This is a genomic window from Wolbachia endosymbiont (group A) of Scambus nigricans, from assembly GCF_947251485.1.
Classification (GTDB): Bacteria; Pseudomonadota; Alphaproteobacteria; order Rickettsiales; family Anaplasmataceae; genus Wolbachia; species Wolbachia pipientis.
In genome coordinates, this window is record NZ_OX366356.1 from 246320 (window position 1) to 260246 (window position 13927).

Annotated in this window: 18 protein-coding genes and 1 tRNA gene; 15 read left to right on the forward strand and 4 right to left on the reverse strand. The window is 34.7% G+C overall.

Annotated features, from left to right (window positions below; all coding sequences use genetic code 11):
* Positions 1-137: 137 nt before the first annotated feature.
* The 10 genes from mnmA to OPR46_RS01465 all read left to right on the forward strand — a co-directional run bounded on the left by mnmA (position 138) and on the right by OPR46_RS01465 (position 7148).
* On the forward strand, positions 138-1250 hold the full coding sequence (gene mnmA, locus OPR46_RS01420; protein ID WP_265043597.1) for a tRNA 2-thiouridine(34) synthase MnmA: 1113 nt from the start codon (positions 138-140) through the stop codon (positions 1248-1250).
* A gap of 522 nt (positions 1251-1772) precedes the next feature.
* Positions 1773-1940, forward strand: a complete 168-nt coding sequence (locus OPR46_RS01425) for a hypothetical protein (RefSeq protein WP_265043598.1) — start codon at positions 1773-1775, stop codon at positions 1938-1940.
* A 520-nt stretch (positions 1941-2460) separates the two neighbouring features.
* Complete coding sequence (locus tag OPR46_RS01430) at positions 2461-3027, forward strand: hypothetical protein (protein WP_265043599.1); 567 nt, start codon at positions 2461-2463, stop codon at positions 3025-3027.
* Positions 3028-3092: 65 nt separating this feature from the next.
* A complete protein-coding gene (locus OPR46_RS01435; protein WP_265043600.1) occupies positions 3093-3500 on the forward strand; it encodes a hypothetical protein in 408 nt (135 codons plus the stop codon).
* Between the two features lie 59 nt (positions 3501-3559).
* Positions 3560-4066, forward strand: a complete 507-nt coding sequence (gene ppa, locus OPR46_RS01440; protein ID WP_265043601.1) for an inorganic diphosphatase — start codon at positions 3560-3562, stop codon at positions 4064-4066.
* 44 nt (positions 4067-4110) lie between these two features.
* Positions 4111-4272 carry a hypothetical protein gene (locus tag OPR46_RS01445; protein WP_265043602.1) on the forward strand — a complete coding sequence of 54 codons (162 nt, stop codon included), beginning with the start codon at positions 4111-4113 and terminating at the stop codon, positions 4270-4272.
* A gap of 196 nt (positions 4273-4468) precedes the next feature.
* Positions 4469-4559, forward strand: a tRNA-Ser gene (locus tag OPR46_RS01450).
* Positions 4560-4743: 184 nt separating this feature from the next.
* Positions 4744-5889, forward strand: a complete 1146-nt coding sequence (locus OPR46_RS01455; protein ID WP_265043603.1) for a SurA N-terminal domain-containing protein — start codon at positions 4744-4746, stop codon at positions 5887-5889.
* 103 nt (positions 5890-5992) lie between these two features.
* Entirely contained in the window at positions 5993-6613 is a 621-nt protein-coding gene (locus OPR46_RS01460; RefSeq protein WP_155968434.1) for a ferredoxin reductase domain-containing protein, read from the forward strand.
* A complete protein-coding gene (locus tag OPR46_RS01465; RefSeq protein ID WP_265043604.1) occupies positions 6597-7148 on the forward strand; it encodes a 5-formyltetrahydrofolate cyclo-ligase in 552 nt (183 codons plus the stop codon). Before OPR46_RS01460 ends, OPR46_RS01465 begins: the two co-directional genes overlap by 17 nt.
* Before the next feature lie 107 nt (positions 7149-7255).
* Here the strand turns inward: OPR46_RS01465 and OPR46_RS01470 are convergent, their stop codons facing one another.
* Positions 7256-7450 carry a hypothetical protein gene (locus OPR46_RS01470; protein ID WP_265043605.1) on the reverse strand — a complete coding sequence of 65 codons (195 nt, stop codon included), beginning with the start codon at positions 7448-7450 and terminating at the stop codon, positions 7256-7258.
* 46 nt (positions 7451-7496) lie between these two features.
* Entirely contained in the window at positions 7497-8441 is a 945-nt protein-coding gene (locus tag OPR46_RS01475) for a hypothetical protein (protein WP_265043606.1), read from the reverse strand.
* Between the two features lie 136 nt (positions 8442-8577).
* Between OPR46_RS01475 and elbB the strand changes: the two genes are divergently transcribed.
* The gene (elbB, locus tag OPR46_RS01480; protein WP_265043607.1) at positions 8578-9285 is read left to right on the forward strand and encodes an isoprenoid biosynthesis glyoxalase ElbB; all 708 of its coding nucleotides are present in this window, start codon (positions 8578-8580) and stop codon (positions 9283-9285) included.
* 250 nt (positions 9286-9535) lie between these two features.
* Positions 9536-9844: a hypothetical protein gene (locus OPR46_RS01485; protein WP_265043608.1), complete on the forward strand. Its 309-nt coding sequence runs from the start codon at positions 9536-9538 to the stop codon at positions 9842-9844.
* A 2-nt stretch (positions 9845-9846) separates the two neighbouring features.
* Here OPR46_RS01485 and OPR46_RS01490 read toward each other — a convergent pair whose 3' ends face one another.
* Positions 9847-11394, reverse strand: coding sequence for a peptidoglycan D,D-transpeptidase FtsI family protein (locus OPR46_RS01490; RefSeq protein ID WP_265043609.1), 1548 nt, complete (start codon positions 11392-11394; stop codon positions 9847-9849).
* Positions 11395-11414: 20 nt separating this feature from the next.
* Between OPR46_RS01490 and ispH the strand changes: the two genes are divergently transcribed.
* The 3 genes from ispH to OPR46_RS06855 all read left to right on the forward strand — a co-directional run bounded on the left by ispH (position 11415) and on the right by OPR46_RS06855 (position 13342).
* The gene (gene ispH / locus OPR46_RS01495) at positions 11415-12344 is read left to right on the forward strand and encodes a 4-hydroxy-3-methylbut-2-enyl diphosphate reductase (RefSeq protein ID WP_265044047.1); all 930 of its coding nucleotides are present in this window, start codon (positions 11415-11417) and stop codon (positions 12342-12344) included.
* A 620-nt stretch (positions 12345-12964) separates the two neighbouring features.
* A complete protein-coding gene (locus OPR46_RS01500) occupies positions 12965-13090 on the forward strand; it encodes a hypothetical protein (protein ID WP_265043610.1) in 126 nt (41 codons plus the stop codon).
* A 69-nt stretch (positions 13091-13159) separates the two neighbouring features.
* A complete protein-coding gene (locus OPR46_RS06855) occupies positions 13160-13342 on the forward strand; it encodes a hypothetical protein (RefSeq protein WP_265043611.1) in 183 nt (60 codons plus the stop codon).
* Here the strand turns inward: OPR46_RS06855 and OPR46_RS01510 are convergent.
* The gene (locus OPR46_RS01510; protein WP_265043612.1) at positions 13339-13470 is read right to left on the reverse strand and encodes a hypothetical protein; all 132 of its coding nucleotides are present in this window, start codon (positions 13468-13470) and stop codon (positions 13339-13341) included. The genes OPR46_RS06855 and OPR46_RS01510 overlap by 4 nt on opposite strands.
* Between the last annotated feature and the right edge of the window lie 457 nt (positions 13471-13927).

The following is a 13927-nucleotide window of genomic DNA, read 5'->3' on the forward strand; positions in this document are numbered from 1 at the left end:
TTGTGTAATAGAAGCTAGATTCCAGTGTCAGCTACTTTCATGACATCATCTACTATGTAAATTGCCCCCAAATCAAAACGTTTGCACAGTTGTATGTTGGAATGACACAAGATTTGCGTTTATAAATTAAGGCGATTATGCTAAAAGAATTTGAAATTGAACCTCTGCTAAAAGATAAAGCTCCGCACCAGACCAAGGCTATTGTTGCAATGTCCGGGGGAGTTGATAGCTCGGTTGCTGCAGCACTGCTACATAACCTTGGGTACCAGGTGATAGGTGTGACTCTTCAACTCTATGGCACTGATGGCAATGCTAACGCAAGAAAGGGTGCATGCTGCGCTGGACAGGATATTTATGACGCTAAGCGTGTAGCTGAAAGTGTTGGCTTTCCTCACTATATTTTAAACTATGAGGAAATATTCAAAAAGGAAGTAATAGAGGATTTTGCGAGTACCTATATGCGTGGGGAAACTCCCATACCATGCGTGAGATGTAACCAAACGGTAAAATTTCGTGATCTATTGCAAGTTACAAAAAATCTTGGTGCGGATGTGCTCGTAACAGGACATTACGTGAGAAGGTTAGAAAAAAATGGTGAGGTAAAGTTGTGTAGAAGCATTGATAAGAGTAAAGATCAAAGCTATTTTCTGTTTGCTACAACAAAGGAGCAGTTAAAGCTTTTGCGATTTCCACTAGGTGGGTTCTATAAAAGTGATATAAGAAAATTAGCAAAGTATTTCAGCTTACAAATTTCTGAAAAGCCGGACAGTCAAGATATATGCTTTGTTTCCGAAAGCTATAGTAAAACAATAGCTAAATTAGCTCCACAATCTGTACAGAAAGGTAAAATAGTGGATGTTAATGGAAAAGTGCTAGGCGAGCACAGTGGCATAGTAAATTTTACAGTGGGGCAAAGAAAGGGCTTGGGTATCGCACACAATGAACCTCTTTATGTGATAAAAATTAATACAGAGAATAATGAGGTTATAGTAGGCCCGATCAACGCATTAATGCAAAAAAAAATATTGATCAAAGAGTTAAATTGGTTAGAACAACCAAAGGAAGGTATGGAAGTAACTGTGAAGCTGAGATCATCACATGCGGGAAGTTTAGCAACAATACATTCAACTGACGAAAAAAATAAAGCCTGTGTCATTTTAAACGACGATTACTTTGGCATCAGTCCAGGTCAAGCCTGTGTAGCGTATAAAGATGAGCAAGTTATCGGCGGTGGATGGATATGCTCTTAACTAAAAGCTTTAATGCAGAGTGTAAACATACAATAGACTTCTTGCATAACCATATAACATTGGGAATAGAAACAAAAAAACTTGCTTGACAAACTCCGCCAGCCCCCTTATCATGAAACCGAAGCTATTTATTTATTTCTCTGTACAGATTAAATGACAAAAAAACTCACGTATCTGGCGTCTCATGTTTAATTTTTTGCACTATGTGCACTCTATGTCTTTATCAAATTTCTGGGTTTTTACCTACACAAGCTGAAATACACTATTTAAAACATTAAAAAACGCCAACTTAAAAAATGGATAGTGAATAACTAGCTACCCTAGGGTTTCTTTTGCCTTTTTTCATTTGGTGAATTTCTTAATGTTTGTAGCTAAACGACAACCGTCATCCCGCTGCTTGTTAGCGGCTAAGAGATACCGCGAATGAATCGCGGTATGACGGTGTAGATAGTATCCCGCTGCGTGTTAGCGGGATCTCTTGTTAGTGCCGCGGCGGTATAGCTATACCTTTTTCTACTTAGTTTGGGTTATGCAAGAAGTCTAATAACATTTGTTGCTATTTTGCCATGTATCCCTTATATAGCTCTTTTTACAATAATCCGAACAGACCGTAATATACTACTGGCCTGCTATAGCCATAAACACATATCTTATCGCATTCGGACTATTATAAGAAAGGCTATACTATAAAGTAGAACATTATAGGTTTCAGCAATGATAAAAGAAATTGAAGAACTAATAAAAATTGTTGGTAAGGGTAATTTATTAGAGACGTTATTTATTTTTTTAGGTAGCTTTCAACACGCTGACTTAGATCGTTTTATAGATCACAGAAATCACATAGGTCTGTCTGCATTCATACAGAAGCAAGATGAACAATTATAGCCTTTCTTATAATAGTCCGAATGCGATAAGATATGTGTTTATGGCTATAGCAGGCCAGTAGCATATTACGGTCTGTTCGGATTATTGTAAAAAGAGCTATAGATTACTATTTTAACTTAAAATTTAGTCTACAAGGGCTGTTTTTAATTTATGCTCTAGCTTATCGAATTCTAAGTGAAAACAATAACCTGAATACTAAAGATGTCATAGATAAAATATATGAAGTTATTAAAGGATCTGAGTTAAATGAATATATAAATGAAGTAGTAGATGGAAGAAAATTAGATTTATAGCTCTTTTTACAATAATCCGAACAGACCGTAATATGCTACTGGCCTGCTATAGCCATAAACACATATCTTATCGCATTCGGACTATTATAAGAAAGGCTATACTTAACATCTTAGCAAATCCAAAGAGAGAACCAATATTTAAAACAGAAGAAGATTTTGAAAATAAAGTACTCATTGGTCTTAGAAAGTTACTAAGTGAAGGAAATACATTAAACAAATATGACAGAGAATTTGCATTAAATAAGTGCGTTATCAGCAGCTATTATTCCATTCATGACATAAAAGAAGATAAAGATATAGCATTGTTCTTTTCTTTGGGTGGTCACTATAAAGAACTTTCGTCATCTAACAAAACAGTAAAAAGAGAAGTATTAGAGATATGTGAGAATCAGTTAATAGAGAGCTATATAATGTTCTTAGCTAGCAAACTACACATGATCGGATTATCAAGTAGAGATAAATATACAATCGACCATGAGAATGTGGATCGGCAAGAGAAAGCATTGAAAATGGATGGATTAATATATCCTATAAATACAAAAAACACCCTAGAGCAACTGTTAAAAAACCAAAATAGTGATGAATTTGAACAATTATAGCCTTTCTTATAATAGTCCGAATGCGATAAGATATGTGTTTATGGCTATAGCAGGCCAGTAGCATATTGCGGTCTGTTCGGATTATTGTAAAAAGAGCTATAATAACGAGCCCTGATAATATATACTACTCAGTGCTGCAAGAAGAGAATGAATGTAGGCCAAATCCTATCACCAGCAAGAAAAAAGAAAAAGACCATAAAAACACAGTCTGTAAACTTATTTTAGGTATGTTTGTATTATCTGTTGGGTTATATGTTGCTGATTATTTCTTTATGGAGCAAAAATTATTTAATCCAATAAAAGGTGTCCTACCACAGGATAATTTTGCTAATCTAGTAATTGCTGCAGTGCTTACTATCGTAATAGTATATGCTTTATTTCAATTATCACAGGAACCACCACTTTCAACAGTCAATAAGATGACGAATGAAAATTTAGGACAGCCCGTGCAAAATAAGTTTAGAATTACATAAATGTAGCAACTTAAAAGCATATATTGTATAATGCTTATTCTTAAGTTAAGAGGTAATTTATGGATTTAAGTAAAATAACAGCAGGACCAAATGCGGTGAATGTGGTAATTGAAATAAGTGCGAATGCTGAGCCTGTAAAGTATGAATTTAATAAAGAGTTTAGGTTGTTACAAGTTGACAGATTTTTATCTACCTCAATGACTTATCCTTGCAATTATGGGTTTGTACCAAATACCTGCGCAGGTGATGGTGATCCTGTGGATGTTTTGGTGCTAACTCAGTTTCCTTTAGCATCTAGTGTTTTAATATCGGTGCGTCCGATAGGCGCATTACTCACTAAAGATGAAAAAGGAGAAGATGAGAAAATATTAGCTGTGCCTGTTTCCAGTGTTGATAGCTATTATGACAATATGAAGGACTATTCTGACTTATCTAAAAGCCTACTAGATAAAATTACTCATTTCTTTTCTCATTATAAAGATCTAGAAAAGGGAAAAACGGTAACAGTTGGAGAATGGGTTGGTGTGGAAGAAGCAAAGAAAATCATTGAAAAAAGCAGAAATTAGTTTTTATTGATTTATAGCTAAAGTGGCTTAGGTTTGCCCACAATTTGAAAAACAACAAATTCGTCATTCCGCTACTCGTTAGCGGAATCTATACCGCGCACAACCGTACGAACATTGCAATATGGCACATAGTAAACGATGTCATCCCAGTGCGTGACACTGGGATGACAAGAAAGGGAGCACTGGAATTTTTGTTTCAGCATTAGCCATGCATCTGAACAGATACAAATATTGCAATTATAGCCTTTCTTATAATAGTCCGAATGCGATAAGATATGTGTTTATGGCTATAGCAGGCCAGTAGCATATTACGGTCTGTTCGGATTATTGTAAAAAGAGCTATAAAAGCATTAGACAGGTGGTAGAGGTCTTGGTATTATATAATCTTTAGGTTCTAAATTTGGAAGGGTGGCCGAGCGGCTGAAGGCGGCGGTTTGCTAAACCGTTATACGACCCAAAAGTCGTATCGAGGGTTCGAATCCCTCTCCTTCCGTATACTGTTTTTAGCACGGTTTAAATTCGCTATATTAGCATGTTTTTAGCCTATTTGCCAGCGTACCTGATTTTGTTGCAATGGTTTTTATTTCCATTGTCACTGAGATCACTATTAAAAAGTTGGCTAGCATTGACTCAGTATTTATTATAGAATTGGTTATTAACTAAACAACTTTACTTGTATGTATAAAATACTAATTTTACTGTTGATAGTGTTGCCACTTAGGTTGCTTGCAACCGAGATTGAAATTGTTGCAGATGTAAATGGTGAACCAATTTCAAATTTAGATATCGAAAAACGCATCAACTTTATAAATTCATTGTTTGGCACTCAAAGTGTTAATCAAAAAGAAGCAAAGCCTCAAATTCTTAGGGAGCTAATAGACGAAATTATCATTATCAATGAAGCACAGAGGCTGAATATAAAATTGAGCAACGAGGAGTTAGATAATGCTATTATGTTATTTTTAACCCAAAGTTTTAAACTTAAGGCTAATGAAGTTGATCAATACATAGAGAAGCATAATATAGATCTTGGTATTTTAAGAAAACAAATAAAATGTCAGTTACTGTGGAGCAAAATTATTGAAGTAAGAATTGTGCCATTTATTAATATAAGCGATAAAGAAGTAGATGATGTAAAAAGGCAAACAGAAAAGCCGGATTATCTTATCACGTTCCAAGAGTTTATAATTCCTGATCAAAAAGACAAGGACGTTTATGGTATAGCTGAAGATTTAGTAAAAAAATTACGCAACAGTAATAACCCAGAATCTCCAATAAAGATGCGTAAAGCAACAGTTAATTTAAGTCAGCTAAAAGGAAAACTCAAGAGCGTTTTAGAAGGATTAGAAACCAGCGACATAGCAGGTCCATTCAGTTTCAGTGAAGGTTACTCCGTTATAAAAGTAATAGATAAAGTACAACTTAATCATGCACTGCTGGAAAGCACTTTAAAATTAAAACAGATTGTGGTTGAAGGTTCAGAAAGTTTATTAGATAATCTCAAGGAGCAAAAAGTTAATTGTTTAAATTTTGATAAATTAGCAGATAATTTTAAGCTGCCAAACGCAAAAGAATTTGAAATAAAAATGCGAGATTTAAATCCTGATTTACAGATTTTATTTAGTAAAACAAGTATGAATGAAATAGTAGAATTGAGAGAAAATGGCACTGCAAAGTTGATGATGTTGTGTGATATCAAGAGTAATGTAGCGGGTATAGAAGCAATCAAACAGAAAATGTACCAACAAAAGATTATGATACAAAGCAACTTGTTATTAGATGATATGCGTAAAAATGCAGCTATCAGTTATCGGTATAGTTGAAGTCAGAGAGTGTCCTTGTCTCTGTCTTTGTGTATAGAACTATATAAATTACTTTGTTCTATAAAATTTCAAAAAATTTGAACAAATGTAGTTAAAGTAGCACATGAAGAATATAATGCTAATTGGTGGTGGAGTTGGAAATGCAGTGTTATTTTCGATAGGGAAGGCATGTCTTGAAAATAATAACAAGGTTTTGTACTTCGCTGGTTATAAGAAGTTAAGTGATGTATTTAAACGAGCACTGATAGAGCGTGCATCAAATGCAGTAGTTTGGGCATGTGAAGAAGGATTGATAGAAACAAGCAGAGATCAAGATAAATCCTTTCATGGTAATATAGTTGATGCAATAGTCTCTTATCAACAAGGAAGATTAGGTATTAATTTGAATGTTATAGATAAAATTATCACTATTGGTTCTGATAAAATGATGAAAGCTGTGAATGAAGCTAGAAAAACAATTTTAAAGCCATATCTGAAGTCAAGTCATATAGCAATATCGTCAGTTAATTCTCCTATGCAGTGTATGATGAAAGAAATCTGCGCTCAGTGTGTGCAGCAGCATATAAATGCGAAAACAGGAGAAAGGAGTTTTGTTTATAGCTGCAGTAATCAAGACCAGGATATGGAATTTATTGACTTTGATTTTTTAAGTGAGCGCTTGAAGCAAAATAGTTTACAAGAAAAACTTACTGCGAAATGGATAGATCATGTTCAAAGATATTAAACAGCACAAAAAGGAAATAAGAGAGCAATATAGAGCTATAAGAAAAGATATTGATGAAAGTTATTCCAATTATGCGGCAAATTCCCTTATTAATCTCTTTAATCAGAACTTAAGCTACGTTAAAGGCAAAACAATAGCAGCTTACATTCCAATGGATGAGGAAATAGATGTTGTGCCTTTGATGCATAGTTTACTCGATTTAGATTATAAAGTAGCAATTCCTAATAAAAATAAGTTACTAAAATTTGAGGAATGGAACGAAACAAATGAAGATGTAATTCCCGACACAATCATTACTCCTGTTGTTGCTTTTGATGATCATTTTAATAGATTAGGTTTTGGCGGTGGTTGGTATGATACAATGATAAAAAAATTACGGCCGCTTGGAAAAATATTTATAGGTGTAGCCTATGAGAAACAATATTGTAAAGATTTACCTGTAGAAAAACATGATCAAAAATTGGATATTATAATCACTGAGATGTGTGTTAGATGTGGAAGTGGATTGCTCAAAAAAGTGGATAAAAAAGAATAGATCTCTACCTTTCCCATTCCCTCCCTCTCCAAGCCATCAGAGGGTTTTGGTTTCTCCTGTACTCGCTTGTTCAGAACTTGGACTATCTAATTGAGGAACTGGTGACTTCATTTGGTTATAGCCTTTCTTATAATAGTCCGAATGCGATAAGATATGTGTTTATGGCTATAGCAGGCCAGTAGCATATTACGGTCTGTTCGGATTATTGTAAAAAGAGCTATAACTTTATCATTAACCATTTTTTCTACCTCCTCTATTTTACCCTCACCAATGGCCATAATTTTAGATTGAAATTTCTCCACAAGTTTCTCAAGTGCTTCCTTATCACTTTCATAAGTATAGCCTTTCTTATATAGCCTTTCTTATAATAGTCCGAATGCGATAAGATATGTGTTTATGGCTATAGCAGGCCAGTAGCATATTACGGTCTGTTCGGATTATTGTAAAAAGAGCTATAATAGTACCTTTTTCTCTAAGCTTTTTCATGTCATCTTCTGAAAAATTTTGAATAGTTCCATTCTTTACTAACTCTTGTATAGCAGATCGCTGCCCTTCATTTTGAAGCATGCCTATGACCTTTGCTTTACTCTGGGCGTTTTTTATTTTTTCACCTTCTTCGGACATATTATAGCCTATAATCTCTTGAGCCAAACTGTTGTATAATTTACTAAAGTTATCTTTTTTTGGCCCAACCTCAGGCAATTTATCCCCTAAATTTTTAGATAAACTTTTCACTGCTTTTCCTGCATCAATCGCACCTTCTTTTATTTTTTCCCCTGCTTTTCCTATACCTATTCCTACATAACGTGCTCCAATAGCCACAAGCGCTATTAATGTAGCAAGCACAATAAGCGGAGAAAATGCTGCTCCTAATACCATTACGGCAGAAGCTATTCCAATTTTTTTATTTGCAGAGGCTGATTTAAAATAATAGACTAGATTATCCAGTGGACCTTTATTATTATTTATAACATTACTTATTGCTTGTTGGTTAACAGATTTTAACGCCTCTTCTATTATTTTTGAGTTAACATTTTCAGAAGTTAAACCTTCAAGCGCTTCTTCAATGAATTTTATAAATAATTCTTTGTTGACCTCCTTTTGCAAGCCTTGGTCATTAATCGCTAAACCTAAATCTTTGAGGTTCATCCCTTTAACTTGTTCTGATAGGGTTGTAAATAACTCTTTTTTCCCCTCTTGTGAGGATTGTGCAATACTTTCTATTATATCTGAAATAGCTTTTCTTAGTTCTGGATAGTCAGTGTCAAAAAACATACTATTGCTAGATTCCATATTCAGATTCGTTGATTATAAATATGCCTAATTATACATACTAATCATTAATTATATTATTATTGATATAACATACCCCTTTCCAAATATAGAATTTGTACTAAAATATCTAGATTATATGAAATCAAGGTGCTTTATGGGTGAAAAAAAATTAAAAGCTGCTGTGGTCTTATCAGGGTGCGGTCACCTTGACGGTGTAGAGGTAAGAGAAGCGGTTTTAAGTTTGCTTGTGCTTGATCAGCAGGAAGTGGATGTTAAATGCTTTGCACCTGATATCAATATCACACAAGTTATGAATCATAGAACAAAAGAGGCAACAAAAGAAAAAAGGAATGTACTTGTGGAAGCAGCAAGAATCGCAAGAAGCGAAATATATGACTTAAAAGAAGCCAAAGCTGAAAATTTTGACATGCTAGTTGTACCTGGTGGATACGGGGTTGCGAAAAATTTATCTGACTTAGCTGAAAGTAAAGACATGGTGACAGTAATGCCTGAATTTGAAAGATTAGTTTCAGAATTTTTTGTTACAAAAAAGCCAATAGGAGCGATATGCATATCTCCAGCCATCATTGTTTCAATTTTAAGTAGCAAGATAGGTAAAGAAGAAAGTAAGGTTAAGGTAACTATAGGAGATGACAGAGAACAGTTGATAGAAAGGCTTGGCGGCGAGCACATAAAATGCGATACAGAGTTATCAATAGAAGACGAAGAACATAATGTATTTTCCTGTTCTGCTTATATGCGTAGGGACGAAAGTACATACTCTGTATATCAAGGGATAAAGCATATGATTGACAGCATGGTAAAAAAGATTAACAAAAAAACTAAAAAGCCATTCCTCTAAGATATAGTAATTTAGACTTCCTTACACAATTATAGCCTTTCTTATAATAGTCCGAATGCGATAAGATATGTGTTTATGGCTATAGCAGGCCAGTAGCATATTACGGTCTGTTCGGATTATTGTAAAAAGAGCTATAACTGTTGAATTTTACATTCTTAGCTGTATTATAGCTAAAGTGCTCTAGGTTTACTGACTATAACGGTATGGCGTAGGGCTTTAGCTCTTTTTTTATAAACGTAAGGTGTTTTATATGTCAGACCTTTTCTATATTGAAACTACGTGTTGTGTGGACGGTCAGTGTGATGTCTATACAGGGGAAGTGAGTTTTAATGATGTCATGTTAGGCAAGTTCAGTCTAAATTCGTGCAGCGGGAAAGAAGCTATGATAAATCTAGACATTATTACATTCGATATTAATATCGCTATTTATGGTCAAAATGGAAAGACAATAAAAAAAGACCTTAAAGGTCTTGAATTTGTAACTAAAGATGATGGTTCTTGGTATATTAATAAGGATTTTGGTGATGATAAATTTGAAGTTGTAGTAAAGCAATCATAATTTTACATCTCAGGTGTAACATTTAGTATAGGCGCTATTCTATTTATAATGTTCTTTACTATAGGCGCAGCAATTATTCCCCCGGTATGGTGCATCCCTTGAGGCTCATCAATAGCAATTAGCACTATGTACCTTGGGTCAAGCATAGTTAGCACTCCTATAAATGATGCTATGTTTGCATCTTTGCTATATTTACCATCTACAACTTTTTCCGCCGATCCAGTTTTTCCTCCTATTGAATATGCCTTTATTTTTGCTTTTCTGCCAGTGCCATCTGTTACTGCTGCACGTAATAATTTTCTCATTTCCCTGGAAGTTCTTCTTGAGATAATTTGCTCTCCTATACTTCTTTTATTCAACATCAAGGTTGCGTTATGAAATATCCCATTGTTGATTAATGCTGCTGCAGTTTGTGCAAGATGTATAGGAGTTACAGCTATGCCATAACCATAAGATGCTGTTATTAAAGTGTTTTCACTCCATTTATCCGGGATTATCGGTGTGGATTTTTCTGGTATTTCTATTTTCAAAGGAGAAAATAGCTTCATAGCTTTAAAGTATTCTACCTGTTTTTCAATACCTAGTTTGACTGCAATTTTTGCTGCACCAATGTTGGATGATTTTACAAATATATCTTGCACAGTAATTTTTGGAATTTTAGATTTATGAAAATCCTGAATTTTATACTTTCCAATGGTGATTGGTGTTGATACGTCATATAAATCGCTAGTTTTTGTAGCGTTCGCATCAAGCGCTGCGGCTATTGTAAAGTATTTTAATACCGACCCCATCTCATATACCCCAAGACTGGCGCGATTAAACTTTTGTACGTCTTCTGCCTTATTCTGTGAGTTGGGATTAAAATCAGGTAGGCTGACCATCGAGATAACTTCACTATTTCTCACATTTAAAACAATTCCTACTCCGCCAAGTGCCTGATATCTGCTTACAGCTTTAGTTAGCTCTTCATGCACTATGCTTTGCACTCGTGTATCTAAGGATAGTATTATGGGCTTTTCTTGCTCATTATTTTTACTTATATATGCCTCAACTCCTGCAATACCGTTGCCATCTATGTCAGTGTAACCAAGCACGTGTGAAAATAAATTACTGTGAGGATATATACGCTTTATGTCGTCATAAAAATTTACTCCTGGTACACCAGCGTTTTTGATCGCTAGTAATTCTTTTGGAGTCAAGTGCCGCTTTATCCAAGCAAATTTCTTTTCTGAAGTAAGTACTCTATATAAGTTCTTGTATTCGAGGTCATGCAAAGTAGAACACAGTTGTGCTGCTATACTTTCCGGATTCTTTACTTTGGTTGCATCTATATATAGTGATGTTGTGGGCACATTTGTTGCTATTACCACTCCATTTCTATCTAAAATATCAGGTTGTTTATGTACTATATTATCTTTTCTAAAATTTTCTGAAGTAGTAGGTTGATCAAATGTTAAAGAGAATATGCGAAAAATAACTATTATATAAAATATAAATAATGGTACTATAAAACACAGTGAGCGGAGCTTGTTTTTAAGTAATGCTTGCATATTTACTTGATTTGACAAAAATGGAAATCATCTTAGCTGAACCACGAGGTTTTTGTGCCGGGGTAAAAAGAGCTGTGGACATATTAGCTATTACTTTAGAAAAATACAAAAACGAGCGCCAAGTTTATGTGCTACACGAAATTGTTCACAATAAATATATAGTAGAGGACTTTAAGAAACAAGGAGTGGTTTTTGTAAGCAGTATCGAGGAAATTGAAGATAATGAAGGAATACTGATCTTCAGCGCGCACGGAGTATCAAAAAATATAGAAGATGAGGCAAAAAGAAAGGGTATTCAAGTGATTGATGCAACATGTCCTTTAGTCAACAAAGTGCATAAAGAAGCAAAAAGGTATGAAAACAGTGGTAAAGAATTAATTCTCATTGGGCATGAAAACCATCCAGAAGTTAAGGGAATTAGGGGAAGAGTAAACAATCCTATCACTTTAGTGCAAACTTTGCAGGATGTATATGATTTAAAGGTTAAAGATCCAGATAATTTGTCTTATGTTACACAAACTACGTTAAGCATCGACGATACCCGTGACATTATTGCTGCCTTGAAATTAAGGTTTCCAGGCATAACAGGTCCAGATTTAAAGGACATATGCTATGCAACGCAAAACAGACAAAATGCTGTTAAAAAGCTAGCTGAAATTGTAGACATGGTATTAGTTGTAGGAAGTAAAAATAGCTCAAATTCAAACCGCTTATTAGATCTGTGCACTGCCAGAGGAAAAAGAGCCTACTTGATTGATAATTACAGCTGTGTGAATAAAAGCTGGTTTCAGGGCGTAGAAAAGATAGGAATCACCGCAGGTGCTTCCGCTCCTTACATATTAGTTGATGAATTAATAGACTACCTAAAAGTAAACCTGAGTGTAAAAATTTCAGTTATGCCAGGCGGTATTATTGAAAGTGTTCAGTTTAAAATACCGAATCTGGTTTAAAACACAACTTATCTACTAAGCTTCTCTTGAAATCACACAAACCAGCATCTATAGCTAAGACGTAACACCGCGATTCATTAGACTTCTTGCATAACCATATAACAAACTTTTATTGGGAATAGAAACGAAAAAACTTCCTTGACAAACTCCGCCAGCCCCTTTATCACGGCAGTGAAGCTATTGTATTTGCTTTCGCCAATCTGCAGATTAAAAGGTAAGGATTACTTAATGTATCGGCGTCTTATGTTTAATTTTTTGCAGTATATAGATACTGTATGTCTTTACAAAACTTCATCTACATCTAGATTTTTATCTAAATAAGCTGAACGCGCTTATAAAGCGTTACAAGACATCAAAAAATGCCAATACTCGACAGAGATAGTAAAAGACTAGCTAACTCGGGGATTCTTTGTCTTTTTTTCTGCTTAGTAAATTTCTTAAACGTTTGCAGCGTAAGTTAGTTGCAATTAAAAGCAGCTGAATTTCGCTTGTCAAGCGTTTAAAACATAAAAAACGCCAATATTTTAAAGCGGATAATAACCCCAGGGCTTCTTTTGCCTTTTTTTTCGTTTGGTAAATTTCTTAAATATTTACGGCTAATATGAAGCTAAGTACGAACTTTGTTAGACACAACAAATGGTGTCATTCCAGTCTGGAATCCAGGAAAAAGAATGGTGTCATCCCAGTGCCCAAACACTGGGATCCAGTTTTCTTTACAAATTCACCAAAAGTGTTTCATTCTATAACATAAAACCCATACTCACCAAATCCAATGCATTATAGCTCTTTTTACAATAATCCGAACAGACCGTAATATGCTACTGGCCTGCTATAGCCATAAACACATATCTTATCGCATTCGGACTATTATAAGAAAGGCTATACTTGCAATTAAGTTTCCTGGATCCCAGTGTCTGGGCACTGGGATAAAAAAGGAGGACGTTATTCCAGTGCCAAGCACTGACCATTTCTGGTCTCTTAAATTGCAACTAATCTAAGTATTAAAAAACTTACCAAGCGAAAAAAAAAGGCAAAAAAAGCCCGATGGTTGGCTAGTTATAGCCTTTCTTATAATAGTCCGAATGCGATAAGATATGTGTTTATGGCTATAGCAGGCCAGTAGCATATTACGGTCTGTTCGGATTATTGTAAAAAGAGCTATACTTTCAAGTATGGCGTTTTTTTATTCTAAACGCTTAATAACCGTGACTCAGCCGCTTTTAAGCCGCAACTAATCTAAATTATAAACGTTAAGAAATTTACTAAACAGAAAAAAAGGCAAAGAAACCCTAGGGTAGCTAATTATTCACTATCCATTTTTTAAGTTGGCGTTTTTTGATGTTTTAAATAGCGTGTTTCAGCTTGTGTAGCTAGAAATTTGATAAAGACATGAGGTGCACATAGTGCAAAAAATTAAGCACGATTTACGCCAAATACATTAAGTTTTTTTGTCATTAATCCACTGCAGAGATTGCGAAGATAAATAAACAGCTTCAGTTTCATGATAAGGGGGCTGGCGAAGGGTGTCAAGGAAGTTTTTCGTTTCATCCAATGCGCTGCCAAAAGTTTGTTATGCAAGAGAT